The organism is Azospirillum sp. TSO22-1, from assembly GCF_003116015.1.
Taxonomy (GTDB): domain Bacteria; phylum Pseudomonadota; class Alphaproteobacteria; order Azospirillales; family Azospirillaceae; genus Azospirillum.
The window spans coordinates 1-25,169 of record NZ_LGQZ01000054.1 but is presented as its reverse complement, the minus strand read 5'-3'; the positions used below and the strand labels follow the sequence as shown (position 1 = coordinate 25,169).

Below are 25,169 nucleotides of genomic sequence, written 5' to 3'. Positions count from 1 at the left end.
CGCCGCTGCGCGCCGCCGGCTTCGACCTCATCTGGTTCGGCGTCATCATGATGGTGGTCATGGAGATGGGCCTCATCCACCCGCCGGTCGGCTTGAACATCTTCGTCATCAAGAACATCGCCCCGGACATCCCGCTCAAGGACGTCATCTGGGGGGTGATGCCCTTCGTGGCGCTGATGATCCTCACCGTGCTTCTGCTGTGCTTCTTCCCGCAGATCGCCACCGCCCTGCCGACCCTGGTGTTCGCCGGCTGACGGCCTTCCCTTTCCAAGGACGACATCATGAGCGCGAATTTCTACGCTCTCGCCGAGAGCCGCTTCCCCGCCGACCGCGCGGCACCCTTCATCGAGACCGAGGACGGCCGCCGCTACAGCTACGCCGACCTGGAGACGATCAGCGGCCGCTACGCCCGCCTGCTCACCGACCTCGGCGTGGTGAAGGGCGACCGCGTGGCGGTGCAGGTGGAGAAGTCGCCGGAGGCGGTGTTCCTCTACCTCGCCTGCCTGCGCGCCGGGGCCGCGTACCTGCCGCTGAACACCGCCTACACAAGGGCGGAGATCGAGTACTTCCTGACCGACGCCGAGCCGCGCGTCTTCGTCTGCCGCCCCGACAGCGAGGCGGCGCTGCGCGAGGTCGCCGGCAAGGCCGGCGTCGGCGCCGTGCTGACGCTGGGCACCGACGGCGAGGGCAGCCTGCCGGAGCGCGCCCGATGGCTGGATTCCGCCTACGACACCGTCGCCTGCGGGCCGGACGATCTGGCGGCGATCCTCTACACCTCCGGCACCACCGGGCGGTCGAAGGGGGCGATGCTGTCGCACCGCAACCTCGGCTCCAACGCGCTGACGCTGCACAAGGTCTGGGGATTCCAGCCGAACGACGTGCTGCTGCACGCGCTGCCGATCTTCCACACGCACGGGCTGTTCGTGGCGATCAACTGCATGCTGCTGAACGGCTCGTCGATGCTGTTCCTGCCGAAGTTCGACGCCGACACCGCCTTCCGCCTGCTGCCCAGGGCGACGGTGATGATGGGCGTACCGACCTTCTACACCCGCCTGCTGGCCGACGCCCGGCTGACCCGCGAGGCGACGGCGCACATGCGCCTGTTCGTCTCCGGCTCCGCGCCGCTGCTCGCCGAGACGCACCGCGAGTTCCAGGAGCGCACCGGCCACGCCATCCTCGAACGCTACGGCATGACCGAGACCTGCATGAACACCTCCAACCCGCTGGACGGCGACCGCGTGCCCGGCACCGTCGGCTTCCCGCTGCCGGAGGTCGAGGTGCGGGTGTGCGACGACCAGGGCACGGTGCTGGGCACCGGGGAGATCGGCGTCATCGAGGTGAAGGGCCCGAACGTCTTCTCCGGCTACTGGCGCATGCCCGAGAAGACCGAGCAGGAGTTCCGCCCGGACGGCTTCTTCATCACCGGCGACGTCGGCAGGATCGACGCGCGCGGCTACGTCCACATCGTCGGCCGCGCCAAGGACCTGGTGATCTCCGGCGGCTTCAACGTCTACCCGAAGGAGGTCGAGACGGTGATCGACGGCATCGACGGCGTGGTGGAATCCGCGGTGGTCGGCGTGCCGCACCCCGACTTCGGCGAGGCGGTGGTCGCCGTGGTGCTGCGCAAGCCCGGCCGCACCGACCCGACGGCCCAGGCGGTGGTCGCCGCGTGCAAGGAGCAGTTGGCCAACTACAAGGTGCCGAAGGCGGTCTTCTTCGCCGAGGAACTGCCGCGCAACACCATGGGCAAGGTGCAGAAGAACCTGCTGCGCGACCAGCACAAGGGCACCTTCGCGGCGCAGGCCGTGGCGTAAGCGGAACCCAAACGGGCGGAGCAAGGGGAGCACGATGATGAACACGGCGTTCTTCGGCGATCTTCTGCACACCATCGCGGACCGCGGCCGGGCGCTGGTCGGGCGCACGCGCGACGGCGCGGTGCCATCCACCGCCGACCTGACGGCGCTGTGCGACGCGCTGCTCTCCGGGCGGGGCGAAGCGTCCGGCGTGGCCCTGGCGCGCGAGCTGCTGGCCCGCACCGGCGCGCTCGCCAGCGCGGAGAAGGTGGGTTTCCTCGCCCTGCTGGCCGAGCGTTACGGCCCCGACCGCGGGCGGCTGGAGAAGGCGGTGCGCGCCTATCAGGCCGGCGCCGACGACGGCGCGCTGATCGAGCTGCACGCCGCCGCCGAGCCGCGCCGGCAGGAGCTGTTCCGCCGCCTCAACCTCGCCCCCGGCGGCACCGCCGCGCTGGTGCGCATGCGCGAGGAGGCGTTCCGCCACCGCCAGGAGATCCCCGGCTTCGCCGCGCTCGACGCCGACTTCGCGCACCTGTTCTCGTCCTGGTTCAACCGCGGCTTCCTGGTGCTGCGCCGCATCGACTGGGCGACGCCGGCCAACATCCTGCAGAAGATCATCCAGTACGAGGCGGTGCACGAGATCCGCGACTGGGACGACCTGCGCCGCCGGCTGGAGCCCTCCGACCGCCGCTGCTTCGCCTTCTTCCACCCGCAGCTGGTCGATGACCCGCTGATCTTCGTGGAAGTGGCGCTGACTTCGGGCATCGCGTCCTCCATCGGCGAGGTGCTGAGCGAGCAGCGCGAGACCATCGCGGCCGACGAAGCGACCACGGCGATCTTCTACTCCATCTCCAACTGCCAGGAGGGGCTGCGCGGCATCTCCTTCGGCAACCTGCTGATCAAGCAGGTGGTCGAGGAGCTGAGCCGCGAGTTGCCGCAGTTGCGGACCTTCGTCACGCTGTCGCCGGTGCCCGGCTTCGCCCAGTGGCTGGCGCGCAAGCGCCGCGCCGAGGGACCCGCCGCGCTGCCGCCGGAGCATCGGACCGCCCTCGACGTCCTCGACTCACCGGACTGGCACGCCGTGCCCGCGCGCGCCGCGGCGGTGCACGACGCGCTGCGCGCGGCCGCCGCGCACTATTTCCTCGACGCCAAGCTTCCCAACGGCAAGCCGGTGGACCCGGTGGCGCGCTTCCACCTCGGCAACGGCGCCCGGCTGGAGCGCATCAACGTGCGGGGCGACCTCTCGCCCAAGGGCCTGCGTCAGGCGCACGGGGTGATGGTCAATTATCTCTACGATCTCAAGCACATCGAGGAGAACCACGAGGCGTTCGCCGAGCACGGCAAGGTCGCCGCCGCGGCCGGGGTGCGCCGCCTGCTCCGCACCGAGTCCCGGCCCCCTCAGCCCCCGGCCGTCGGCAGCACCACCCCGTAGCGGCGCGGGTCGTTGAAAAGAGGTGTTGCACCTCGGCCGCAGCGGCGCCATGTGTGGCGTGCCAACACCGGGAAACAACATCGTGTCTGCCGTGGAACAAAAGAACGTCACAGCGTCGGTGAAGTGGTTCAAGGCCGACAAGGGTTATGGTTTCGTCCGCTTCAGCGATGGGACCGGGGAAGCCTTTCTGCATTCGTCCGTGCTGGCGTCGCTCGGGCTGAACGCGCTGGCCGACGGCGCGACCATCGTCTGCGACGTCACCGCGGGGGCGAAGGGCCCCCAGGTGTCCGCCATCCACCGCGTCGAGGAGGCGCCGCCGGCCGAGCCCGCGCCCCAAGCGCGGGGCCGCCGCAAGAAGCCCGCCGCCCCGGCCGGTGACGGCGCGGCGCCGGAACCACGGCCCGTCCGCGAGCAACCGGCCCGCGCGGTGGAACCGGCCGTCGGCGAGCTGATGCCCGGTTCGGTACGCTGGTACAATCTGGACAGCCAGTCCGGCCTCATCGACCCGGCCGACGGCGGCGAGAGCATCTATTTCGACCGTGTGACCCTGCGCCAGTCCAGGATCGACATGGTGGCCGACGGCGAGGACGTCTGGTTCTCGGCACGCGACACGGTCAACGGGCCCGTCGCGGACCGCGTCGAACTTGCGTCGCGTCAGGCCGAGTAACCCCTCTCCCGGTCATCGCGCGAGAAGCAGGACGATGACGCCCGCCAGGATCAGGGACAGCGCCTGCCAGAAGAGGAGCGGGTTGCGTTCCATGAGGGGGCGGCTGCGCTTCGGCTGGAACTCCGGGTTCGGCCGGCGCAGGTCGGTGACGAACTCCAGGAGCGTGTCGTGGCGCTGCAGCGGATCGGGATCGACCGCGCGGCGCAGCGCCGCGTCGGCCCATTCGGGGATCCGCCGCGCCGGGCTCTGCGCGGACGCGTAGCGCAGTTTCCGCTGCGCCTTCCGGCTGCGTGCGCGTGACACCTCCGCACCGTAGGGCAGCCGGCCGGTCAGCATCTCGTAGGCGATGACGCCCAGCGCGTAGAGGTCGGACTGCGGCGTGCCCGTCTCGCCCACGAAATACTCCGGCGCGGCGTACTGCACGGTGCCGAGGATCGCATCGGCGTCGATCTCCGGCGCCGCCTCGCGCACGCCACTCACCCGGGTGGAGCCGAAATCGATGATCTTCACCACGCCGTCGCGGTCGATCATCACGTTCTCCGGGCGCAGGTCCTGGTGCACCATCTCCATGCGGTGAAGGGTGCGCAGGCCCTTCTCGATCTGCTCGACGATGGCGACCACGGCCCCGAGGCCGGGGCGCGGGTTGTCGATCATCCACTGCCGCAGCGTCCGGCCCTCGACGTACTCGGTGACGGTGTAGAGGAAGTTGCGCCGGCGGGTCGGCGGGATGGCCTTGAGCACGTGGGGGCTGTGGACGCGGCGGGCGATCCACTCCTCCATCATGAAGCGCCGGAGATAGTCCTGGTCGCCGCGCAGATCGACCGACGGGATCTTGAGCGCGACGCGCGCGCCGGTCTCCAGGTCGGTGGCGAGGTGGATGTGGCTGCGGTGGTTGGCGTGGATCGCACGCAGGACGCGGTAACCATCGAAGTCGCAGGGCGCCTCCGGCAGGGGCGGCGGCACCATCCCGTCGGTCTGGACGAAGACGTCGTTGGCGTCGCCGTCCGGCAGGGCGTCGATGCGGGCGATCTGGACGGTGAGGTTGTCGGTGCTGCCCTGGGCGAGCGCCTCCTCGACGATGCGCCGGGCGGCCAGGGCGAGGTCGTCCGGCGAGGCGGCGACGGCCTGGGCGACGAAGCGCCCGGCGACGTGCTCGTACACGCCGTCGGTGGCAAGCACGTAGACGTCGCCCGGACTGAGGTCGAGGGCGCGGTAGTCGATCTCGACGTTCGGCGCGGCGCCCAGCGCGCGGCCGAGATAGCTTTCCTGCGACGACAGGACGACCCGGTGGTCGTCGGTCAGCTGCTCCAGCGCGCCGCCGGCGAGCCGGAAGATGCGACTGTCGCCGATGTGGAAGAGGTGGGCGCTGCGCGACTTCAGCACCATCGCGCTCAGCGTGCAGACATAGCCGCGGTCGGCGTCGTGGCCGTACCGGCTGCGCCGCGTCTCCGCGTGGAGCCAGGAGTTGACCGCGTCGATGACGCGCTGCGCCGAGGTCTTCACCGACCACGCCTCGGACGTGCAGTAGTAGTCGGTCAGCAGGCTCTTGACCGCGGTTTCCGCGGCGACGCGGCTCACCGCGCTGGTGGAGATGCCGTCGGCCAGCGCCACCACCACGCCCTTGGACACCAGCGCCCGCCCTTCCGGCAGCAGCGCGCCGTGGAAGTCCTGGTTGACCGGCTTCCGGCCCTGGTCGGAATGCTGCCCGATCGAAACGCTCAACCCGCCTGCCATGCGCTCCCCCAAACGGCGACGCTCCGCCCCTTCCGGGACGGAGCGTCGCGTTCTGCCGTCGATTTACTCCGCCGCGAAGGCGTGCAGGTGCGGGTTGGCCTTGCGCTTGGCCCCGGTGCGGACGTGGGTGGAGTACAGCGTCAGGCCGACGAAGGTCACGCCGCCCACCAGGTTGCCCAGCACCGTCGGGATCTCGTTCCAGATCATGTAGTCCATGATCGAGAACTTGCCGCCCAGCATCAGACCAGACGGGAACAGGAACATGTTCACCACCGAATGCTCGAAGGCCATGCCGAAGAACAGCATGATCGGCATCCACATGGCGATGACCTTGCCCGACACGGTGTTCGACATCATCGCGCCGACGACGCCGGTGGACACCATCCAGTTGCACAGCACGCCGCGGATGAACAGCGTCAGCATGCCGGCGAGGCCGTGCGCGGCGTAGCCGACGGTGCGGGATTCGCCGATGGTGCCGATCTTCACACCGACCGCGTCCGGCGCCGTGGTGAAGCCGTTGGTGAAGATGATCGCCATCATCAGCGCGACGGTCAGCGCACCGCCGAAGTTGCCGACGAAGACCAGGGTCCAGTTGCGCAGCACGCCGCCGAGCGTGACGCCCGGCCGCTTGTCGAGCAGCGCCAGCGGCGTCAGCGTGAAGACGCCGGTCAGCAGGTCGAAGCCCAGCAGGTAGAGCATGCAGAAGCCGACCGGGAACAGGATCGCGCCGATGATCGGCACGCCGGTCTGCACGCTGACGGTGACCGCGAAGACGGCGGCGATGGCCAGGATCGCCCCGGCCATGTAGGCGCGGATCAGGGTGTCCCGGGTCGACATGAAGATCTTGGACTCGCCGGCGTCGACCATCTTGGTGACGAACTCGGCAGGGGCGAGATAAGCCATGGTGGAACCTTCCTCGAATGTTTTTGGAGGACGAGCGGGCGCGTGGGTCGCCTAGATCGCCCCGAGGGCGACGTAGATCGTCTGGTCCTCGATCTTGACGGGATAGGAGTTGGTCTGCCCCTCGTCGGCCCCTTCGGCGCGGCCGGTTTCGAGGGAGATCACCCAGTTGTGCAGCGGGCAGGTGACGCGGCCGGCGTGCACGATGCCCTGCGACAGCGGCCCGTTCTTGTGCGGGCAGCGGTCCTCCAGGGCGAAGATCCGGTCGTCCGCGGTGCGGAAGACCGCGACCTTGGTGTCGCCGGCCTTCACGCAGCGGGCACCCTGGCGGGGGATGTCGTCGATCGTGCCGACGGCGGTCCACTTGATCATCTGGTGCATGGTCGTTACCCCACCTCGGCGAGCAGCGAGAATTCGTGACGGTCGGTCGCTCCGCTGGCGCGCTCGGCCCACGGGTCGTCCTGGGAGAAGGATTGCGAGAACAGGAAGCGGGCGTTCAGGGACGTCCGCCCCTTCGGGTCATCGACCAGCCGCTGCTTGAGGTACGCGAGGCCGACGCGCTCCAGCCAGGGCGCGGTGCGCTCCAGGTAGCGGGCCTCCTCACGGTAAAGCTGCATGAAGGCGCCGGTGTATTCCAGCACCTCCTCCTCGGTGTCGACTTTGACCAGCAGGTCGCAGGCGCGGACGTGCATGCCGCCGTTGCCGCCGACGTGGAGTTCGTAGCCGCTGTCCACGCACACCACGCCGAGGTCCTTGATGGTCGCCTCCGCGCAGTTGCGCGGGCAGCCGGAGACGGCGAGCTTCACCTTGTGCGGCGTCCAGCTGCCCCAGGTCAGGCGCTCCAGCTTCACGCCGAGGGCGGTGCTGTCCTGCGTGCCGAAGCGGCACCATTCCGACCCGACGCAGGTCTTCACCGTGCGCAGGCCCTTGGCGTAGGCGTGGCCGGAGACCATGCCGGCGGCGTTCAGGTCGGCCCAGACCGCGGGCAGATCCTCCTTCTTCACGCCGAACAGGTCGATGCGCTGGCCGCCGGTGACCTTCACCGTGGGAATGGCGAACTTGTCCACCACGTCGGCGATGGCGCGCAGCTCGGCGGAGGTGGTCAGGCCGCCCCACATGCGCGGCACCACCGAATAGGTGCCGTCCTTCTGGATGTTGGCGTGCATCCGCTCGTTGACGAAGCGGGAGCGGCTGTCGTCCTTGTACTCGCCCGGCCACGCGCACATCAGATAGTAGTTCAGCGCCGGCCGGCACGACGCGCAGCCGTCGGGCGTCGTCCACTCCAGCGCCTGCATGACGTCGGGGATGCTCTTCAGCTCCAGCATGGCGATGGCGCGGCGCGCCTCGTCATGGGTGCGGTCGGTGCACTTGCACATCGGCTTCGGGCCGGTCTGCGCCTGGTAGCCGTCGCCCAGCGTCAGCGCCAGCAGCTGCTCCACCTGACCAGTGCAGCTGCCGCAGGAGGCCGAGGCCTTGGTGTGCGCCCGCACCTCGTCCAGGCTGGTCAGGCCCTTCTCGGTGATGGCGGTGACGATGGTGCCCTTGCACACGCCGTTGCAGCCGCAGATCTCCGCGCTGTCCGGCAGGGCCGCGAGCGCGGCGCCGGGGCTGGCGGCACCGCCGCCCTGGTAGCCCTGGCCGAAGACGAGGGTGTCGCGGATGGCCGCAACGTCCTGCCCGTCCTTCAGCATCTGGAAGTACCAGCCGCCGTCCCGCGTGTCGCCGTACAGCACGGCGCCGAGGATGCGGTTGCCCTTCAGCACGACGCGCTTGTAGACGCCGCGCGCCGCGTCGCGGAAGGTGATGTCCTCGCAGTCCTTGCCGCCGCTGAAGTCGCCGGCCGAGAACACGTCCACCCCGGTGACCTTCAGCTTGGTCGAGGTGACGGAGCCGGTGTAGGCGGCCTCCGTGCCGCCGGCCAGCCGGTCAGCCGCGACCCTGGCCATCTCGAACAGCGGGGCGACCAGGCCGTAAGTCTGGCCGCGGTGCTCGACGCACTCGCCCACCGCCAGGATCGCCGGGTCGGAGGTGACCATGGCGTCGTCCACCTGGATGCCGCGCCCGCAGGCCAGCCCGGCGGCCTTGCCCAGCGCCAGGTTCGGGCGGATGCCGACGGCCATCACCACGAGGTCGGCGGGCAGCACCTGCCCATCTTTCAGGCGCACGCCGGTGACGCGCCCGTCGCCGACGATCTCCGCCGTGTCGGCGCCAGTCAGCACGGCGATGCCGCGGCGCTCCAGCTCGCGCTGCAGAAGCGTGCCGGCGGAGCGGTCGAGCTGCCGCTCCATCAGCGTGTCCATCAGGTGCACGACGGTGACGTCCATGCCCTTGACCTTCAGGCCGTTGGCGGCCTCCAGGCCGAGCAGGCCGCCGCCGATGACCACCGCGCGGCCGCCCCGGGCCGCCGCCTCCAGCATCGCGTCCACGTCGGCGAGGTCGCGGAAGCCGACGACGCCCGGCAGCGTGGCGCCCGGCACCGGGATGACGAAGGGGTTGGATCCGGTGGCGATCAGCAGCTTGTCGTAAGCCACGGCGCGGCCGGACATCGCGGTGACCGTGCGTTGGACGCGGTCGATGCTCTCGACCCTGTCGCCGGTCAGCAGGGTGATCCCGTTGGCCTCGTACCAGTCCAGGCCGTTCAGGACGATCTGGTCGAAGGTCTTCTCCCCCGCCAGCACCGGCGAGAGCATGATGCGGTTGTAGTTGGGGTGCGGCTCGGCGCCGAAGACCGTGATGTCGTAGCGGCCCGGCGCCTTGGCCAGAAGGTCTTCCAGCGTGCGGATGCCGGCCATGCCGTTCCCGACGACGACCAGACGCTCGCGCGGTGTCTGCAATGAATGCTGCATGCCCGATGCTTTCGTCCAAAAAAGAAAAGGCGCCCGAACCGCCGGAATCCACGCGGGGATCCCAGAGGGTTCGGACGCCATTGTCCGGGGGGTATGGTCCAACGTCGGACCGGCAGCGACGCCGTTGCCGCTGCCCTGATCACCCTCCAATTAGCAACACGTGTGCCAATCCCGACGACGACGCTCGGACATGGGGCGGAACGGCTGGATTCCGCCCTTTGCACCGACCCGCGAGGTGCCCATGGCGCTTGCCCACGTCGTGTGCAGGGGAGACAAGTCGATTAAAAAGCAGTCAGATCGCCGCCGGATTGTGCAGGGCATCACCCGTGAGAGGCGCAACGGCCACCGCTTTCCGCCCAGAGAAAATCCGGACGGCAAGCTCTGGCGTCGCGCGCGATTTCATGCTCTGAGGAGTCGATCCGCCACGCCCGCAGGGAGCATCGTCCATGGCGCCCGTCACCACGTCCATCGTCCTCGTCCACGGCGCGTTCGCCGACGGCTCGGCCTGGAACCGGGTCATCCCGCTGCTGCGGGCCGAGGGCTTCGAAGCGATCGCGGTGCAGAATCCCCTGACGTCGCTGGAGGAGGACGTCGCCCACGTGCAGCGCGCCATCGACCGCGCCGCCGGCCGGGTGGTGCTGGTCGGGCATTCCTGGGGCGGCGCCGTCATCACCCAGATCGGCAACCAGGAAAAGGTCAAGGCGCTGATCTACGTAGCCGCCTTCGCGCCGGCCGCCGGGCAGTCGCCGAACGACACGCTGAAGCCCTACCCGCCCTCGCCGGGCCTCTCGAGCGTGTCCGTGGACAAGGCGGGGTACCTGTTCCTGTCGCCCGACAGCCTGGCCAGGAACTTCGCCCAGGACCTGCCGCCGGAGGAGACGGCACTGCTGGCGGCGACGCAGGGGCCGGTCAAGGCCGCCTGCTTCGGCACCAGGGTCACGGCTGCCGCCTGGGAGAGCAAACCCTCCTGGTACATCGTGGCGACCCAGGACCGTATGCTCCCCCCGGCCTTCCTGCGCGACACCGCCACGCGGATCGGCGCCCGGACCGTGGAGGTCGAGACCAGCCACATCCCGCACGCCTCCAAGCCCCAGGCCGTGGCCGCGGTGATCGCCGAGGCGGCGCGGGCGGGCTGACCGCGTCCGGACACGAAAAGCCCGCGCGGCCGATCGGTCCCGGGATTGGTGGACACGCTTCTGCGCACCATGCCGCCGCAGGGCAGCTGTGACTTCCCGGCGCACCCCCTGGCGTGATCGCGCCAGGGACAATATACTAGTATTTTTACGCCCCAACCGCGCTGCGGGCGGACCGTCCCCTTCCGTGGATACCTTCCCCGATCATGGCACTCGCTTTCCACATGATGCCGCTTGTCGGCACCGTCGCTCTCCTTGTCTCCCGCCGCGTCAGCCTCCTGAATGCGGGGGTGGTCGGCATGGCGCTGGCGCTCGCCATGCTCATCGCGGTCCAGCCCACGCTCGATGCGGCGGTGGACAGAGCGGTGGTCAAGGCCGCGGAAGGCGCGTGGCTTGCGTGGCACGCCATGTCGATCATCGCCGCCGGCCTGCTGTTCCATCGCGCGTTCGAGGCGTGCCCCCGGCACACCGAGCCCGCCTCAGGGGAGAACCGGCGCCGCGCCGTGTTCGTCGCCTGCTTCCTGGTCGGTCCCTTCGCCGAGTCCGTCACGGGCTTCGGCGTCGGCCTGGTCGTCGCTCTTGCCATGCTGCGCCATATGGGCCTGCCGCCGGTCCATGCCGCCGCGCTCGGCCTGTTCAGCCAGATCTTGGCTCCGTGGGGAGCGATGGGGGTCGGCACCCGCGTGGGCGCCGAGTTGATCGGCGCATCGTTCGCCGAGCTTGGGACGGCGAGCGCGTTGCTGATGGGGATCGTGCTGCCATGCCTCCTGCCGGTCTTCTGGCGACTCATCCATCAGTCGGGACTGACCTCCACCCTCGCCGACCGGGTGACCGACGTCGCTCTCGCCGTGTGTCTGGCCGTGCTGATCTGGGCAACCAACCGTTTCGTCGCCCCTGAGCTGGGCGGCGGATTGGCGACCGGGGTCCTGCTTCTGCTGGTCGAAGGACCGCGCCTCATCCGCAGCGCCGGGGACGTCCAGCGGCTTCTTCGGCAGCTTTGGCCTTACACTGCGCTGGTCGGCGGCCTGCTGGCGACGCGGCTCGTGCCGCCGCTCTCGGATTGGACCGGGAACTGGCTGGTGCTCGATCCGTTCGGCGGTCTCGCGCCTCTCGCGCTGCTGCGTCATCCGGCAACCTGGCTGGTGCTGGTCGCCGCCATTCTTCTGGCTGGATTGCCCGGCCGCAGAGCCCGGCAAGTGGCCGGCGGCGCGCTTCGCGCAGCCGTGGTGCCCATGCTGGCGACGCTGGTCTTCGTCGAGTTGGCCACCTTCATGTCGGCGTCGGGCGGGGCGGCGCTCTTCGGGAGGGCATGGCAGGACGCTGCCGGCCACCTGGCCGTGCTGGCAACCCCGATCTTCGGCGCGGCGGCCGGGGCGCTCACGGGGTCCAACACGGCGTCCAACGCGCTGATGATGCACATCCAGCTGAGCCTTGCCGCCGAGAGCGGCCTGTCGCCGATGCTGACGGCCGCGCTCCAGACGGTCTCGGGAAGCATATGCACGATGCTGGCCCCCGGCCGCATCGTGCTGGCCGCCGGTCTCGTTGGCCTGGTGAAGGCCGAGGGGGCGATCTACCGTCTGGCGCTGCCCATCGGGCTGGTGTCCGTCCTGTCCCTGCTCGCGGTCGTCGTCGCGGTGGTCGGTCTCAGGGGGTGGGGTTTGGCATAACCATCGATCGGGACGGCGTCAGCCGCGCCCCTGCTCCAAAGGCGATCGCCGTTGTCCGAGATACGCTCCACATGACTGGCAGGAGGCCTGCCATGCTGGTGCCAGCCGGAGTTGCCGCTGCCATTCTATTCTGGGTCGGCGCCGTAGCCGCCCAACCCGCCGTCGACCTGGAACTCGTGCTCGCTGTTGACGGATCGGGAAGCGTCAACAGCACGATGTTCGCGCTCGAACTCGACGGGCACGCGGCCGCTTTCCGCGATCCGATGGTGGTCGAGGCGATCCGCGCCGGCCGCCGCGGTCGGATTGCGGTCACGCTGGTGCTGTGGTCGGATCCCACGACGCTGGAGGTGCTCGTTCCCTGGACGATGATTGCCGACACCGGCAGCAGCGAGGCGTTTGCGGCGGCGATCGACACCACGCCGCGGCGGGACCGTGCCGGCAGCACCGCCATCGGCGCGGCGCTGTTGCACGCCGCGGCGCTCTTCCCGGTGGCCGACCCGGCACCGCGTCGCGTCATCGATGTCGTCGGCAACGGCTACAACAACGCCGGGATACTTCCGGAGATCGCGCGCGACCGCGTCGTCGGCGAGGACATCACCATCAACGGTCTGGTCATCCTCGATGACGTTCCCTGGCTTGGCACGTACTTCGCCGAGCGCGTAATCGGCGGCTCCGGCGCTTTTGTCCAAAGCGTCGATGACTGGTCGGGGTTCGTTCAAGCCATTGCCGACAAGCTCAGGCGCGAAATCGCCGACACAGCCGGACGAGTGACCGGTGCGATCCACAGGCCTCCTGGTTAGGGCAGGCGTTCCAGTTCTTTCTCGCGCCGGGCCGGTTCCTCTTCATGCCGTTCCACGGCGGGACTGCGTGTCGCCGCCTTGGTCGGAACCGGGGTTGCCGCGCTCCGGTTCTCCTGCTCCGTCGTCCGCTGCTGCCGACGAGACCAGAAGGTCCAACGATCGCTGCTGTGGCACATGCCTTCCTCCATTGGATGCGCCGAAAATCAACAGCTGCGCGGGGAAATCGACGTGCGCCGTACACGTCGTTTATCCGGACACCTACGGAAGCGTGATCGAACCGAGCCAACAGCGGCGCGGCGAAAAGGAACGGCGGCTTTCAAACCGCCCTAATTGCCGTCAGGCTCGGAGCGCCTGTTGCGTGATCCAAGCCCTGAACCGTCCACCGATCCGGGGCAACTCCAGTGCGCTCCTGCGCCAGCTGCGCCACCGCCTCCTGCCACCATGCCCCGGACCTCTGCATGATCTCCCAGGAGGCGTATCAATATTTCGGCTCGCTGGTATGAAATATCACGGCCATCTGTCCACCCCATGAATGGCTAAGGGAAAATGAGTGCAGCAACGCCAGACTGATTACCGACAGTCGCCGAAAACATCGCGCACTGCATACAGCGGTATGTTCTTCTTTTTTGCTGACAAAACGCTGCGATTTCCGCTTGTAAGCAGCCAATTGCTTGGATCACACTCATTTTCGTTGGTAAACGAACGAAGGCCGCAGGCGTGCGGCCCGCGCAACCCGGGCACGGAGGGTGGCGTGGTGACAGCATTCCCGAGGGTCGATTCCGGGCCCTGACGGATGCTCCACGATCACCAGCATTGGGCGTCGCGGTGAACGCGGCTCGGACCCGGACGGCAGCTCCGGGCGCCGTTGCACGGCCGCGTGCCCGGCACCCGGCACCCGGCACAAACAAGGGGAGGACAGCATGAGCCGGTTCAGATTCGCCGCGTACCTGATGCATGAGACCGAGCACGAGGCGGCGGATGAGATCGTCGCCGCGAATCGCGTCGCCAACGCCGAGAAGACGGAATCCATGCTGTTCGGCGTTGCCGACGAGGAGACCATCAAGGACCTGCGCAACAAGGGCGTCATGGTCACCGGCGTGAAGACCGACGAGCCGGACACCGCCGCGGCGCCGTCGGGCGCCGGCACGGGCGGTGCTCCGGGAGTCCTCGGCTTCGGCTTGGCGGCCGGGACGCCGCAGGGCCCCGGCGCGCCCTCCTCCGCGGCCCCCGCGGGCATGCCCGCCGCGCTGCCCCAGAGCGTGCCGGTCTACTTCGAGGCGCGGATCGACGCACCGCTCACTCCGACCGTGCAGGGCGCGCTGGCGAGCGCGGGTGCCACGATCATCGAGCGTCTGCCCACCGGCCGCTACACGCTGCGCGCGGCGCCGGGGGACCTGCCGGCCCTCGACACGCTCGGCCTCTTGCGCGAGATCGCCTACTACGGCCGGTCGCAGACGCTGAAGGTGTCTCCATCGAAGCTCGGCGGGAACCAGGCCATGGGCGTCACGGGCAGGACCATGCCCGGACAGTCGATGCTGCTCGACGTGCTGCTGCACGACGCCGCGGACCTCGACGCGGTGAAGGGCGAGCTGCAAGCCCGCAAGCTGCACGTGATCAGCGCCGAGGGCCGGACGATCCGCTGCGTCGGGGCAGGGGACACCGACCTCGATAGCCTCGCCGACGTGGTGGAAATCGCCGAGATCGGCGACGTCGGCGCGCCCCGCAAGTTCGACGACGAGGTCGACCGCATCGTCCGGCTGGTGCCCTGGGGGACCGGGCTGGCCTGCGACTACACCGGCAACGGGCAGATCGTCGCCATCGCCGACACCGGCGTCGACGACACGCACCCGGACCTGGCACCGGCACGGTTCGTCGGCAAGGTCGGTCTCGGCCGGCCGGGGGACACCAGCGACCCGGACGGGCACGGCACACACGTCGCCGGGACCGTGCTCGGCGACGGCACCGCCTCGAACGGGAAGCTGCGCGGCGCCGCCCCGGCGGCGCAGCTCTACTTCCAGTCGCTGCTCGACGTGAACGGCCGGCTCGGCGGCCTGCCGGCGAACCTGAAGGACCTCCTCCTGCCGGCCTACGACGCCGGCGCGCGGGTGCACAACAACAGCTGGGGCGCCTTCGTCTACACCCAATACAGCGGCTACGCGTTCCAGGTGGACGCTTTCGTCCAGGACAAGCGGGACATGCTGGTGGTGATCGCGGCGGGCAACAGCGGCAGTTGCCAGCCCGGCAACCGGCCGTTCTCCAGGCCCGGATGGGTGGACATCAGCTCGGTGGCGGCGCCCGGCACGTCCAAGAACGGTCTCACCGTCGGAGCCAGCCGCACCAGGCGCAACGCCGGCGGCTACGCCAGCCAGACCTACGGCGCCCTGTGGCCCAACGACTTCGCCATGCCGCCGATCGCCACGGCAACGGTTTCCGGCGATCCGCAATGCCTGGCCGCCTTCAGCAGCCGCGGCCCCTGCGACGACCAGCGCATCAAGCCGGACATCATGGCACCGGGCACCGACATCGTTTCGGCGCGCTCGTCGACGGCGCCGCTCCACCATTTCTGGGGCGCCTATCCCGGCTACAAGAACCGCTACGCCTACAACGGCGGCACCAGCATGGCCTGTCCGCTGGTCGCCGGCTGCGCGGCCCTGGTGCGCGAATACTACGCCCTGGCGGACTGGTCGCCGAGCGCGGCGCTGGTCAAGGCGACGCTGATCAACGGCACGGCCACGCTGACCGGCATCGACGCCGGGGCGGATCCGGCCGGCTTCCCGGGCTATCACCAGGGGTTCGGGCGGCTCGACATGGCCGCGACGCTGCCGGCGCTCAACAACCCGGCCTTCGCCTTATGGTTCCGTGACAACTGGGGGGATCCGACGACCCAGTTGACCCAGACCGGCACCGCCCGGTCCTTCGAGATCACCGTATCCATGGCCGGCGAGCTGCGGGTCTGCCTGGCGTGGACCGACCCGCCGGGGCGAAGCGTGCAGAACATGCTGGCCCTCGTCGTCGAGAACAAGACGAGCGGGGTGAAGTACCTGGGCAACAACCGCGCCGCCTCGGTTCTGACGACCAGCAACCCGATCCAGCCGGACCCGCAGAACAACGTGCAGATCGTACGGATCCCGGACGCCGTGGCCGGCGACTACCGCCTGCACGTGTTCGCGACGAACCTCCTCTTCGCGCCGCAGGACTTCGCGCTCGTCGCGACCTGGCCGACCCAACCGACCCACTGAGCCGCAGGGAGGCACCCATGTCCGCATTCAACCTTCACGTGGTTCAGGCCCTGCACGGGGACTGCCTGATCGTCGAGCACGAGGACGGCGGAACCCGGCGCTTCATCCTCGTCGACGGCGGTCCGGCGGGCGTCTACGAGGAGCACCTGAAACCCTACCTGACGCAGCTCGTCGGCGCGGGAGGCCCCCTCGACCTCGTGGTGCTGAGCCACGTCGACGACGACCACGTGGTGGGCGTCCTCGAGCTGTTCGCCGACATCGATCTGGCGACGGTCAACGGCGACACGCCGCCCGTGGCGCTCGGTGAGCTGTGGCACAACTCCTTCCGCGCCACCGTCGATGAGGACGGCGGCATCGCCGAGCGCACGCGCCAGATCCTCACCATGAACGGCGCCAGGCAGGTCGCCATGACGGCGACGGCGTCGGCGTTCTTCGGCATCAACCAGGGGAACCAGCTGGCCCGCGCCGCGACGAAGCTGGGCATCGCCGTCAACGCCGTCACCGGCGGCGACGTGGTGATGCCGGAGACCGTGCACAATCCCGTCGGCCGCCATGGCCTGGAGATCCACGTCATCGGCCCCAACCAGGCGAATCTCGCGGCTCTGCGGGACGAGTGGCTCGACTGGCTCGCCACGCACGAGCACGCCGCCCTCGTCGATCCGACGACCGCCGCCAACGCCGACAAGAGCGTGCCGAACCTCAGCAGCATCATGCTGCTGCTGCGGTCCGGCGGGCGGTCGATGCTGCTCACCGGCGACGGGCGCGGCGACTTCATCGTCCAGGGCCTGCAGCAGGCCGGGCTGATGAACGGCGGTACCTGCCACGTGGACGTGCTGAAGGTCCAGCACCACGGCAGCAACCGCAACAGCAAGCCGGACTTCTTCAAGACGGTGACCGCCGACACCTACGTCATCTCCGCCGACGGCAAGCACGGCAACCCCGATCTGCCGACGCTGCAATGGATCGTCGACGCCGCGCACGCCGACGGGCGCAGGATCACCCTTCACGTCACCAACGATCCGCCGTCCCTGCAGCAGCTGCGGGCCAGCCGCCCCCCGGCGCAGCACGGCTACCGGCTCGAGGTTCTGCAGCCTGGGCAGCACGCCTTCACCATCAACCTTTGACCCGCGACCATGGGAGGAACACGGCGATGAAGTACGGACGGTACGGCAGCTTCGAAGAGTTCCTGCAAGCCTACACCGCGGCCGAGCGCGCCGCGGAACGGCAGGCCCGCACCATGGACCTGTCGCTGGAGGTCACCCGGGCACGGGCGCGCCGCCGGGAGCGCGACATCGTCGAGATCCAGGCGGCCGTCGTCGAATACCCCGGCACCGAGAGCGGCGGCGGCGATTCGCACCAGCACATCATCATCGGCCTGACGACGGTGATCCAGGGCGACCCCGACGTGGCGACCGACCTGGAGCGCGTGCGCCTGGACGGGGAACGGGTGTTCGTGTCGATCCGCTACGGCGATCGCATGGGACTGGAGGACCCGGTTCCCGGCGTCGTGCCGGGCCTGGAACTGCATCTGCGCGGCGAGTGGATCCCGCGCGACAAGGCCTATGCCCACGGCGGCGAGAAGATGTCGGTGCTGCACTTCACCCATCACCCGGTGGGCTTCGTCTGCACGCCGAGTGACTGTTACCGCTGAACCGGCCGCGGCGGGCGGCCGGCCATGGCGACGGTCGCCCGCTGCGCACCGGTATCTGTATTCGGGGCTGTGAGCAGCAGAGGAACGGAAACTCCGATCGAGGACTTTGGTGCACAACCCGGCTGCTACCGGAACCCGCGAAGCACGGCTGCGGCAAGTGCGTGAAGATAGGCAAATCCAACGGCGTTCTGCCAAGGCTTCCCAAGCATGACGCAGAAGAGTGCCAGAATGAAAAGGCCAACGCTGAAGGCAAACCCCACCCACAACTTTCTCATGGCGAAGAACGCCGGGGGGATTAGGATCGAGGCTGTCAGCAGGCGTTGGGATACGCGGACGCGCCGCCCCTCCGCCGCGGTGCCGTGACCAGCCATGATGCGTCCGAGCATGATCTTGCTGTCCGGCTGTCAAAGCTCTTCCGAGACGACGGGCACTTCGTGCACATGGATCCGCTTCGCCGAGCATTGCTTCAGGATGTCGACGGCGTTGCGCTCCTGCTCCGGCGAATGGAGGTTGACCCACAGCACAATGCCGCCGTGCCGAATCTGATCGCGCATGGACTCGATGTACCGCCGATGCACACGCCCCCTCAGGTACAGGCCGACCAGACCGGTAAGCCCTCCACTGAGGGCGACCGCCAGAACGATGGTCGACATGCTCGCGCCCGACGATGCCGCGAACCCGGCGGCGACCACGGCTCCCAGGTACACCGCGCCGCCGATCAGCACGCCTTCCGCATCGCCGATGGATGCCTTGGAGACGAACACGGTGCGCGGCGCTCTCGGATCGTCTTCCAGATCCTGCGCTTCGCTGAGACCGAGCTTTCTGGCCCGGCCGCGGTCTGCCACGCTGAGGTCGGCCCGGCTGAAGCCGCACTGCTGCAATTCGGAGATCGCGGTGTCCAGGCGATCGGGGTCGTCGAACACCGCCACCGCCTCCCGCACGCGTCCGGCGGGAGCCGCGGAACCGCCCAGGTCCAGTGCTATCATGAGCACCCTCCGGTGCCGCGCTGCTGCACGCGGCACTCATCCCGGCCTATCGCCAATGATATTTGGCCAGCGTGTTTCGCCGCACAGCGAAATACCTCGAAAGAAGCTATCCTGCTCGATGGCTCAGCCGCATCTCGATCAACCATGCCGGTGTGCGCCGGCACGGCCCCGGCATTCCCCGAAATTTCCGCGCTGTTGCCCTGTCATCGGCGTATCTTGATGATCTGGCGGGTTGCGGTTCTCTCGTGAGCGGCGGCCCGGTAGGCCGCCTGCCACAACCGCTCCGCCCTCCTGGTCTGTTTCGGGAGGCCGAATCATGGCGACCATTCGCAATCCCATTGAGTGGAGCGTGGAACACGTCCAGCTCTGGTCACGCGCGCTGGCGGCGGGGAGGCAAGGCGTCCACCACGACGGGGAGAAGGTCAACTCCCTGGTGCCGGCGATCCGGCGCATCGACGTTGCGGATCTGAAAGACGTCCTGAAGAGAGGTCTCGACGACTTCGGCGCCTACCGCACGGACGTCATCTTCCTCTGCCTCATCTATCCGGCGGTCGGTCTGGTTCTGGCGCGCGCCGCCTATGGCCGCGACATGATGCACCTGCTGTTCCCGCTTGCGTCCGGGTTCGCGCTCATCGGTCCGCTCGCGGCGGTCGGCCTCTATGAGATGAGCCGGCGCCGCGAGGAGGGGGTTCGCATTACGTGGCGGGACGCGTTCGGCGTCCTCAACGCGCCCTCGTTCGGCGGCGTCCTGGCGCTCGGCTTGGTGCTGATGGGAATTTTCCTGCTCTGGCTGTTGACGGCCCAGGCAATCTACGACGCCACCCTTGGCCCGGGAGCGCCGGCGTCCTTCGGGGCGTTGCTCCATGATGCGTTCACGACCCGCGCCGGCTGGGCGCTGATCGTCGTCGGCGTCGGCGTCGGCTTCCTGTTCGCCGTGGTGGCGCTGTCGATCAGCGTCGTGTCGTTTCCGCTCCTGCTCGACCGCAGGGTGGGGGCCGACACCGCGATCTGGACGTCGGTCCGCGCCGTCCTGGCGAATCCGGTTCCGATGGCGGCGTGGGGGGCGATCGTCACCGCCGGCCTCGTGATCGGGTCGATCCCCCTGTTCGTCGGCCTCGCCGTCGTCATGCCGGTGCTCGGGCACGCGACGTGGCACCTGTACCGCAGGGTGGTGCGGCCTCCGGCCGGTTGAAGGAGGTGGAGACATGCAGCCCCGGATCCTCTGGCCGGTGATCGGTTGCATCGCCGTTCTTCTTGCGGCGGTCTGGGCATTCGGCGGGGGGATGAGTCCCGTCGGCGGCATGGGGCTGGCGCTCGGCATCGTTGGAACGCTGGTCGTCGGCGTCGGTCTGATGGCGATCATTCTCTACGGCCGGCGAAGCCGCCGCGACCGCATGGTCGATCGCGGGGTTCGCCGCGATGTTTAGAGACACGCGACCCTATTCTTATTCGGTATAGTGATCGCAACGAGAAGTATGCTCAAGGCCATGACAGCATCGACCCGTCTTGCAAAAGACACGCGCAATGTTAATGTCTAAGCAAGGCTGGCCCTGATCCGGGCGTTTTCCGAGAAATTTCGGACGCAGGGCCTGGAATAAGGACGCGAAAGCTATGGCCGTCGCCATCGTGCTGGCCGCTCTGGTCCTTGTCTCCGTTCTGTTCAGCGTGCTGAGCCCGTGGTGGTTCACGCCGCTTGCCTCGAATTGGGGCATGATCGATAAAACCTTGTTCATAACCTTTATAATTACCGGGATCGTGTTCGCGGCGGTCTCCCTGTTCATGGCCTATGCGGTGTTTCGCTTTCGCCACCGCGACGGCGCGAAGGCTGCCTACGAACCGGAGAGCAAGAGGCTCGAGATCTGGCTGACCGGCGTGACGTCGGTGGGCATCGCGGCGATGCTGGCGCCCGGCCTGATCGTCTGGGACGACTACGTCACGGTCCCGTCCGAGGCGTCCGTGGTCGAAGTCGTCGGGCAGCAGTGGAACTGGACCTTCCGTCTGCCAGGAGCCGATGGCGTCCTGGGCACGGTGGACGCCCGGCGCATCGGTTCCGACAACCCGTTCGGCCTCAATCCCGACGATCCGAAGGGTCAGGACGACGTTCTGGTGAACGCCAACGAACTGCGCCTGCCGGTCGGCCACCCGGTCAAGGTCGTGCTGCGCTCCATCGACGTCCTGCACGACTTCTTCGTGCCGCAGATCCGCGCCAAGATGGATCTGGTGCCGGGCATGGTCACCTACTTCTGGTTCACGCCGGAGAAGGTGGGAACGTACGAGATCCTCTGTGCCGAGCTGTGCGGCGCCGGCCATTCGGCCATGCGCGGCACCGTCACGGTGGTGGAAGAGGCGGAGTATCAGCCGTGGCTGCGCGGCCTGCCGACCTTCGCGCAGTCCCAGGCCGGCAACGGGCCGGGCCGCAGACGCGACCTCGCCCAGGACGCCGGCGCGCCGCGCTGAAGCCGGCGCGCCCGTCGGCAGATGCGGGAGGGAGCCGGGACATGGCACAGACCGTCGTCGTCGGTGACGAACACGCCCATGGCGAACAGGGGCTCCACGAGCCCAAGAGCTTCCTGACCCGGTATATCTGGAGCCAGGACCACAAGGTCATCGCCATCCAGTACAGCATCACGGCCATCGCCGTCGGGCTGATCGCGCTGGTGCTGTCCTGGCTCATGCGGATGCAGATCGGGTTCCCCTCCAGCCTGGCGTTCATCGACCAGGACCGGTACCTGCAGTTCGTCACCATGCACGGCATGATCATGGTGATCTACCTGCTCACCGCGCTGTTCCTCGGGGGGTTCGGCAATTACCTCATCCCGCTGATGATCGGCGCGCGGGACATGGTGTTCCCGTACGTCAACATGCTGAGCTACTGGACCTATCTGCTGTCGGTCCTGGTCCTGGTGGCCAGCTTCTTCGTGCCGGGCGGGCCCACCGGCGCCGGCTGGACCCTCTACCCGCCGCAGGCCATCCTGCCGGGCACGCCCGGGCAGGAGTGGGGCATCATCCTGATGCTCGTCTCCCTGGTGATCTTCGTCGCCGCCTTCACCATGGGCGGTCTGAACTACGTCACCACCGTGCTGCAGGCGCGGACGCGCGGCATGACGATGATGCGCCTGCCGCTGACGGTGTGGAGCATCTTCACCTCGACGATCCTCGGGCTGCTGGCCTTTCCCGCGCTGTTCGTCAGCGGCGTGATGATGCTGCTCGACCGGGTCCTGACGACCAGCTTCTTCATGCCGACCGTCGTCTCGATGGGGCAGCAGCTCGACCACGCCGGGGGCAGCCCGCTGCTGTTCCAGCACCTGTTCTGGTTCTTCGGCCACCCGGAGGTCTACATCGTCGCGCTGCCCGCCTTCGGCGTCGTCTCGGACCTGATCAGCACCCATGCGCGCAAGAACATCTTCGGCTACCGGATGATGGTCTGGGCCATCCTGGCCATCGGCGTCCTCAGCTTCATCGTCTGGGCGCACCACATGTACGTCAGCGGCATGAACCCGTATTTCGGCTTCTTCTTCGCCACGACGACGCTGATCATCGCCGTTCCGACCGCGATCAAGGTCTACAACTGGGTGCTGACGCTGTGGGAGGGCGACATCCACCTCACCGTGCCCATGCTGTTCGCCCTGGCGTTCATCCTGACCTTCGTGGCCGGCGGCATGTCGGGCCTGTTCCTCGGCAACGTGGTCGTCGATGTCCCGCTGTCCGACACCTACTTCGTGGTGGCGCATTTCCACATGGTGATGGGCGTGGCGCCGGTCCTGGCCGTCTTCGGTGGGATGTACCACTGGTACCCGAAGGTGACCGGCCGCCTGCTGAACGACACGCTGGGGAAGATCCACTTCTGGGTCACCTTCCTCGGCACCTACGCGATCTACTTCCCGATGCACTATCTGGGCTTCGTCGGCATGCCGCGGCGTTACTACGACCTCAGCGGGATCAGCGCCATCCCGCACTCGGCCCAGACGCTGAACGCCTTCATCACCGTCGTCGCCCTGGTCGTCGGCGCGGCCCAGGCGCTCTTCCTGCTCAACTTGGTCTGGAGCGCCTTCCGGGGCAAACCCGCCGGAAGCAATCCCTGGCGCGCCACCACGCTGGAGTGGCAGACCCCCGAGACGCCGCCCGGCCACGGCAACTGGGGCCCCAGGCAGCCGATCGTCTATCGTTGGGCGTACGATTACAGCGTGCCTGGCGCGCCCGAGGACTTCCTGCCGCAGAACCACCCGCCGGAGCGGTCCGGCGTCTCGGGAGCGGGCGCCGATGTCCGGCACGGAGGGCATTGAGCCATGGGTCTCATCCGGACGCTCGCCGCGAAGCCATGGGTGGAAGCCGCCGAAGACATTCCCGCATGGGGCCGCTTGCCGCTGCCCACGCCGCGGGTCGGCCTCCTTGTCTTCCTGGCCGTCGTGACGGTCCTGTTCTCGCTGCTGGTCAGCGCCTACCTCATGCGCATGGCGCTCGGGGACTGGGTGCCCATGCCCGTGCCGCCGCTTCTGTGGGCGAACACCCTGGTGCTGGTGCTGAGCTGCGCGGTCCTGCACGGGGCGTGGGCCGGGGCGCGCCGGGGGCGGCTCGCCGCCGCCCGGACCGGCTTCCTGGCCGCGGGGGCCGGCACCGCGGCCTTCCTGGTCGGGCAGTTGGTGGTGTGGCGGCAGCTCGATGCCGCGGGCTTCCTGGTGGCGACGAACCCCGCCAACACCTTCTTCTACCTGCTCACCGCGCTGCACGGGCTGCACCTGCTGGGCGGCCTCGTGGCCTGGGGCCGGACGGCTATCCGGCTGGGACCGGACGCGGACCTCTTCCGGCTGCGCCAGAGCATCGGGCTCTGCACCGTCTACTGGCACTTCCTGCTGCTGGTCTGGGTCGTGCTGTTCGCCCTGCTGCTGGCCGACGATGCCGGGGCCGCGAGCATGGCGGAGATCATCCGGTCCATATGCTACGGCGGCCGGCCGGGCGCGTGACGAAGGAGGAACGGACGGATGGCACAACAGGACATGCTGGGAACGGCGGAGGGCGTCGCGCTGACCGGAGAGCCGGGCGGGACGGCCGACGGCTGGCAGGGGATGGTCACCGACTGGTCGGCCGACCGCCAAGCCTTCCGGGAGGTCCCCTGGGGGAAGGCGATGATGTGGATCTTCCTCCTGAGCGACACCTTCATCTTCGGTTGCTTCCTGACCTCCTACATGACGGTGCGCATCTCGACGACCGTGCCGTGGCCGAACCCGAGCGAGGTCTTCGCCCTGACGATCGGGGGGGCACACATCCCCCTCATCCTGATCGCCATCATGACCTTCATCCTGATCAGCAGCAGCGGCACCATGGCAATGGCGGTCAATTTCGCCTACCGCCGCGACCGGGTCAGGACCACCACCCTGATGCTGACGACCGCGGCGCTCGGCGCGAGCTTCGTCGGCATGCAGGCTTTCGAGTGGACCAAGCTGATCGTCGATGAGGGCGTGCGCCCCTGGGGCAACCCGTTCGGCGCGGCCCAGTTCGGATCGACCTTCTTCATGATCACCGGCTTCCACGGCGGCCACGTCACGGTCGGCGTGATCTACCTCAGCATCGTCGCGCTGAAGGTCCTGCGGGGTGATTACGAACGCACGGGCAACTATCAGATCGTCGAGATCGCCGGGCTGTACTGGCACTTCGTCGATCTGGTGTGGGTCTTCATCTTTGCGTTTTTCTATCTCTGGTAGGTTTTGCCATGGAACACGCAGTCGGCCAACAGCACCCGGTCGGAACCTACCTCAAGGTCTGGGGGCTCCTGTTCATCCTCAGCACGTTCTCCTACCTCGTGGATTATTTCCACGTGCAAGGCTATCTGCGCTGGTCGCTGATCGTCGTGTTCATGCTGCTGAAAGCTGGCCTCATCGTCGCCGTCTTCATGCACATGCACTGGGAACGACTGGCCCTGCGGTGCGCCATCCTGATCCCGCCGGTTGCCCTGCTGGTGCTGGTGGGTTTGATGGTGTTCGAGGCGGACTACACGTTTCTGACCAGAATCCTGTTTTTCAGCTCTTAGCATTACAGTTGCGATGAATTGGCCCTCCGCCTGTTGACCCAGGCTTTGGGAGGTCGCCATGTCCGGTGTTGCCGTCGAGTACCTGCTGGGACTGTGATCAAGCGAGCTGCGCGGAGCCAAGGCCCGGCTCTGGCCGGCGGGATCGGCGGCTCGATCAGGCGGTACTGCTCATCGCTCGAGGCTTGGCCGGCGCCGTAATCGCCAACCAGCCGGTGCTCTGCGGGCGTCCCTCTGCGGGCGTCCACATCGGCGGCCTCCGGCAGGGAAGAGGTTCCCTGCCAACAGCCGCCGCGTCA

Annotated in this window: 23 protein-coding genes; 17 read left to right on the top strand and 6 right to left on the bottom strand. The window is 68.3% G+C overall.

Annotated elements, in window-relative coordinates; translation table 11 throughout:
* The 4 genes from TSO221_RS14690 to TSO221_RS14675 all read left to right on the top strand — a co-directional run.
* The coding region (locus TSO221_RS14690; protein ID WP_146208807.1) for a TRAP transporter large permease subunit at positions 1 to 254 on the top strand (254 nt) is incomplete at its 5' end.
* 27 nt (positions 255 to 281) lie between these two features.
* Complete coding sequence (locus tag TSO221_RS14685) at positions 282 to 1,814, top strand: malonyl-CoA synthase (protein WP_109119256.1); 1,533 nt, start codon at positions 282 to 284, stop codon at positions 1,812 to 1,814.
* 34 nt (positions 1,815 to 1,848) lie between these two features.
* Positions 1,849 to 3,225 (top strand): malonyl-CoA decarboxylase, encoded by a 1,377-nt coding sequence (locus TSO221_RS14680; RefSeq protein WP_109119255.1) that lies wholly within the window; start codon positions 1,849 to 1,851, stop codon positions 3,223 to 3,225.
* 82 nt (positions 3,226 to 3,307) lie between these two features.
* Complete coding sequence (locus TSO221_RS14675; RefSeq protein ID WP_109119254.1) at positions 3,308 to 3,892, top strand: cold shock domain-containing protein; 585 nt, start codon at positions 3,308 to 3,310, stop codon at positions 3,890 to 3,892.
* Between the two features lie 12 nt (positions 3,893 to 3,904).
* On the opposite strand, the gene TSO221_RS14670 is transcribed toward TSO221_RS14675, so the two are convergent.
* The 4 genes from TSO221_RS14670 to nirB form a co-directional block, all read right to left on the bottom strand.
* A complete protein-coding gene (locus TSO221_RS14670; RefSeq protein ID WP_109119253.1) occupies positions 3,905 to 5,626 on the bottom strand; it encodes a bifunctional protein-serine/threonine kinase/phosphatase in 1,722 nt (573 codons plus the stop codon).
* A gap of 63 nt (positions 5,627 to 5,689) precedes the next feature.
* Entirely contained in the window at positions 5,690 to 6,529 is an 840-nt protein-coding gene (locus tag TSO221_RS14665; protein WP_109119252.1) for a formate/nitrite transporter family protein, read from the bottom strand.
* A 51-nt stretch (positions 6,530 to 6,580) separates the two neighbouring features.
* Positions 6,581 to 6,907 carry a nitrite reductase small subunit NirD gene (gene nirD, locus TSO221_RS14660; protein WP_109119251.1) on the bottom strand — a complete coding sequence of 109 codons (327 nt, stop codon included), beginning with the start codon at positions 6,905 to 6,907 and terminating at the stop codon, positions 6,581 to 6,583.
* Between the two features lie 5 nt (positions 6,908 to 6,912).
* Positions 6,913 to 9,372, bottom strand: coding sequence for a nitrite reductase large subunit NirB (nirB, locus tag TSO221_RS14655; protein WP_109119250.1), 2,460 nt, complete (start codon positions 9,370 to 9,372; stop codon positions 6,913 to 6,915).
* Between the two features lie 446 nt (positions 9,373 to 9,818).
* Between nirB and TSO221_RS14650 the strand changes: the two genes are divergently transcribed.
* The 6 genes from TSO221_RS14650 to TSO221_RS14620 all read left to right on the top strand — a co-directional run bounded on the left by TSO221_RS14650 (position 9,819) and on the right by TSO221_RS14620 (position 17,862).
* Positions 9,819 to 10,508 (top strand): alpha/beta hydrolase, encoded by a 690-nt coding sequence (locus tag TSO221_RS14650; protein WP_109119249.1) that lies wholly within the window; start codon positions 9,819 to 9,821, stop codon positions 10,506 to 10,508.
* 203 nt (positions 10,509 to 10,711) lie between these two features.
* Entirely contained in the window at positions 10,712 to 12,172 is a 1,461-nt protein-coding gene (locus TSO221_RS14645) for an L-lactate permease (protein ID WP_109119248.1), read from the top strand.
* A gap of 92 nt (positions 12,173 to 12,264) precedes the next feature.
* On the top strand, positions 12,265 to 12,972 hold the full coding sequence (locus tag TSO221_RS14640) for a DUF1194 domain-containing protein (protein WP_109119247.1): 708 nt from the start codon (positions 12,265 to 12,267) through the stop codon (positions 12,970 to 12,972).
* 920 nt (positions 12,973 to 13,892) lie between these two features.
* Complete coding sequence (locus TSO221_RS14630; RefSeq protein ID WP_109119245.1) at positions 13,893 to 16,211, top strand: S8 family serine peptidase; 2,319 nt, start codon at positions 13,893 to 13,895, stop codon at positions 16,209 to 16,211.
* A 17-nt stretch (positions 16,212 to 16,228) separates the two neighbouring features.
* Positions 16,229 to 17,335 carry an MBL fold metallo-hydrolase gene (locus tag TSO221_RS14625; RefSeq protein ID WP_109119244.1) on the top strand — a complete coding sequence of 369 codons (1,107 nt, stop codon included), beginning with the start codon at positions 16,229 to 16,231 and terminating at the stop codon, positions 17,333 to 17,335.
* A 26-nt stretch (positions 17,336 to 17,361) separates the two neighbouring features.
* Positions 17,362 to 17,862, top strand: a complete 501-nt coding sequence (locus tag TSO221_RS14620; RefSeq protein ID WP_109119243.1) for a hypothetical protein — start codon at positions 17,362 to 17,364, stop codon at positions 17,860 to 17,862.
* Between the two features lie 125 nt (positions 17,863 to 17,987).
* Here the strand turns inward: TSO221_RS14620 and TSO221_RS14615 are convergent, their stop codons facing one another.
* Positions 17,988 to 18,248, bottom strand: a complete 261-nt coding sequence (locus tag TSO221_RS14615) for a hypothetical protein (RefSeq protein WP_109119242.1) — start codon at positions 18,246 to 18,248, stop codon at positions 17,988 to 17,990.
* Between the two features lie 18 nt (positions 18,249 to 18,266).
* Complete coding sequence (locus TSO221_RS14610; RefSeq protein WP_109119241.1) at positions 18,267 to 18,848, bottom strand: hypothetical protein; 582 nt, start codon at positions 18,846 to 18,848, stop codon at positions 18,267 to 18,269.
* A gap of 316 nt (positions 18,849 to 19,164) precedes the next feature.
* On the opposite strand from TSO221_RS14610, the gene TSO221_RS14605 reads away from it, so the two are divergent.
* The 7 genes from TSO221_RS14605 to TSO221_RS14575 all read left to right on the top strand — a co-directional run bounded on the left by TSO221_RS14605 (position 19,165) and on the right by TSO221_RS14575 (position 24,873).
* Positions 19,165 to 20,040, top strand: coding sequence for a DUF2189 domain-containing protein (locus tag TSO221_RS14605; RefSeq protein WP_109119240.1), 876 nt, complete (start codon positions 19,165 to 19,167; stop codon positions 20,038 to 20,040).
* A gap of 13 nt (positions 20,041 to 20,053) precedes the next feature.
* A complete protein-coding gene (locus tag TSO221_RS14600) occupies positions 20,054 to 20,275 on the top strand; it encodes a hypothetical protein (RefSeq protein WP_109119239.1) in 222 nt (73 codons plus the stop codon).
* A gap of 184 nt (positions 20,276 to 20,459) precedes the next feature.
* Positions 20,460 to 21,305: a cytochrome c oxidase subunit II gene (locus TSO221_RS14595; protein WP_109119238.1), complete on the top strand. Its 846-nt coding sequence runs from the start codon at positions 20,460 to 20,462 to the stop codon at positions 21,303 to 21,305.
* A gap of 41 nt (positions 21,306 to 21,346) precedes the next feature.
* On the top strand, positions 21,347 to 23,131 hold the full coding sequence (locus TSO221_RS14590) for a cbb3-type cytochrome c oxidase subunit I (protein WP_109119237.1): 1,785 nt from the start codon (positions 21,347 to 21,349) through the stop codon (positions 23,129 to 23,131).
* A gap of 3 nt (positions 23,132 to 23,134) precedes the next feature.
* Positions 23,135 to 23,809 carry a cytochrome-c oxidase gene (locus TSO221_RS14585; RefSeq protein ID WP_109119236.1) on the top strand — a complete coding sequence of 225 codons (675 nt, stop codon included), beginning with the start codon at positions 23,135 to 23,137 and terminating at the stop codon, positions 23,807 to 23,809.
* An 18-nt stretch (positions 23,810 to 23,827) separates the two neighbouring features.
* Positions 23,828 to 24,547, top strand: a complete 720-nt coding sequence (locus TSO221_RS14580; protein ID WP_247878056.1) for a heme-copper oxidase subunit III family protein — start codon at positions 23,828 to 23,830, stop codon at positions 24,545 to 24,547.
* 8 nt (positions 24,548 to 24,555) lie between these two features.
* Positions 24,556 to 24,873: a cytochrome C oxidase subunit IV family protein gene (locus TSO221_RS14575; protein ID WP_109119235.1), complete on the top strand. Its 318-nt coding sequence runs from the start codon at positions 24,556 to 24,558 to the stop codon at positions 24,871 to 24,873.
* Positions 24,874 to 25,169: the final 296 nt, after the last annotated feature.

Coding starts and splice junctions, on each gene's coding strand:
- TSO221_RS14595 (WP_109119238.1), top strand. CDS start 20,460: ATGGCCGTCGCCATCGTGCTGGCCGCTCTGGTCCTTGTCTCCGTTCTG.
- TSO221_RS14610 (WP_109119241.1), bottom strand. CDS start 18,848: ATGATAGCACTGGACCTGGGCGGTTCCGCGGCTCCCGCCGGACGCGTG.
- nirB (WP_109119250.1), bottom strand. CDS start 9,372: ATGCAGCATTCATTGCAGACACCGCGCGAGCGTCTGGTCGTCGTCGGG.
- nirD (WP_109119251.1), bottom strand. CDS start 6,907: ATGCACCAGATGATCAAGTGGACCGCCGTCGGCACGATCGACGACATC.
- TSO221_RS14640 (WP_109119247.1), top strand. CDS start 12,265: ATGCTGGTGCCAGCCGGAGTTGCCGCTGCCATTCTATTCTGGGTCGGC.
- TSO221_RS14620 (WP_109119243.1), top strand. CDS start 17,362: ATGAAGTACGGACGGTACGGCAGCTTCGAAGAGTTCCTGCAAGCCTAC.
- TSO221_RS14600 (WP_109119239.1), top strand. CDS start 20,054: ATGCAGCCCCGGATCCTCTGGCCGGTGATCGGTTGCATCGCCGTTCTT.
- TSO221_RS14605 (WP_109119240.1), top strand. CDS start 19,165: ATGGCGACCATTCGCAATCCCATTGAGTGGAGCGTGGAACACGTCCAG.
- TSO221_RS14575 (WP_109119235.1), top strand. CDS start 24,556: ATGGAACACGCAGTCGGCCAACAGCACCCGGTCGGAACCTACCTCAAG.
- TSO221_RS14630 (WP_109119245.1), top strand. CDS start 13,893: ATGAGCCGGTTCAGATTCGCCGCGTACCTGATGCATGAGACCGAGCAC.
- TSO221_RS14650 (WP_109119249.1), top strand. CDS start 9,819: ATGGCGCCCGTCACCACGTCCATCGTCCTCGTCCACGGCGCGTTCGCC.
- TSO221_RS14670 (WP_109119253.1), bottom strand. CDS start 5,626: ATGGCAGGCGGGTTGAGCGTTTCGATCGGGCAGCATTCCGACCAGGGC.
- TSO221_RS14680 (WP_109119255.1), top strand. CDS start 1,849: ATGATGAACACGGCGTTCTTCGGCGATCTTCTGCACACCATCGCGGAC.
- TSO221_RS14580 (WP_247878056.1), top strand. CDS start 23,828: ATGGCACAACAGGACATGCTGGGAACGGCGGAGGGCGTCGCGCTGACC.
- TSO221_RS14590 (WP_109119237.1), top strand. CDS start 21,347: ATGGCACAGACCGTCGTCGTCGGTGACGAACACGCCCATGGCGAACAG.
- TSO221_RS14685 (WP_109119256.1), top strand. CDS start 282: ATGAGCGCGAATTTCTACGCTCTCGCCGAGAGCCGCTTCCCCGCCGAC.
- TSO221_RS14615 (WP_109119242.1), bottom strand. CDS start 18,248: ATGCTCGGACGCATCATGGCTGGTCACGGCACCGCGGCGGAGGGGCGG.
- TSO221_RS14665 (WP_109119252.1), bottom strand. CDS start 6,529: ATGGCTTATCTCGCCCCTGCCGAGTTCGTCACCAAGATGGTCGACGCC.
- TSO221_RS14625 (WP_109119244.1), top strand. CDS start 16,229: ATGTCCGCATTCAACCTTCACGTGGTTCAGGCCCTGCACGGGGACTGC.
- TSO221_RS14645 (WP_109119248.1), top strand. CDS start 10,712: ATGGCACTCGCTTTCCACATGATGCCGCTTGTCGGCACCGTCGCTCTC.
- TSO221_RS14585 (WP_109119236.1), top strand. CDS start 23,135: ATGGGTCTCATCCGGACGCTCGCCGCGAAGCCATGGGTGGAAGCCGCC.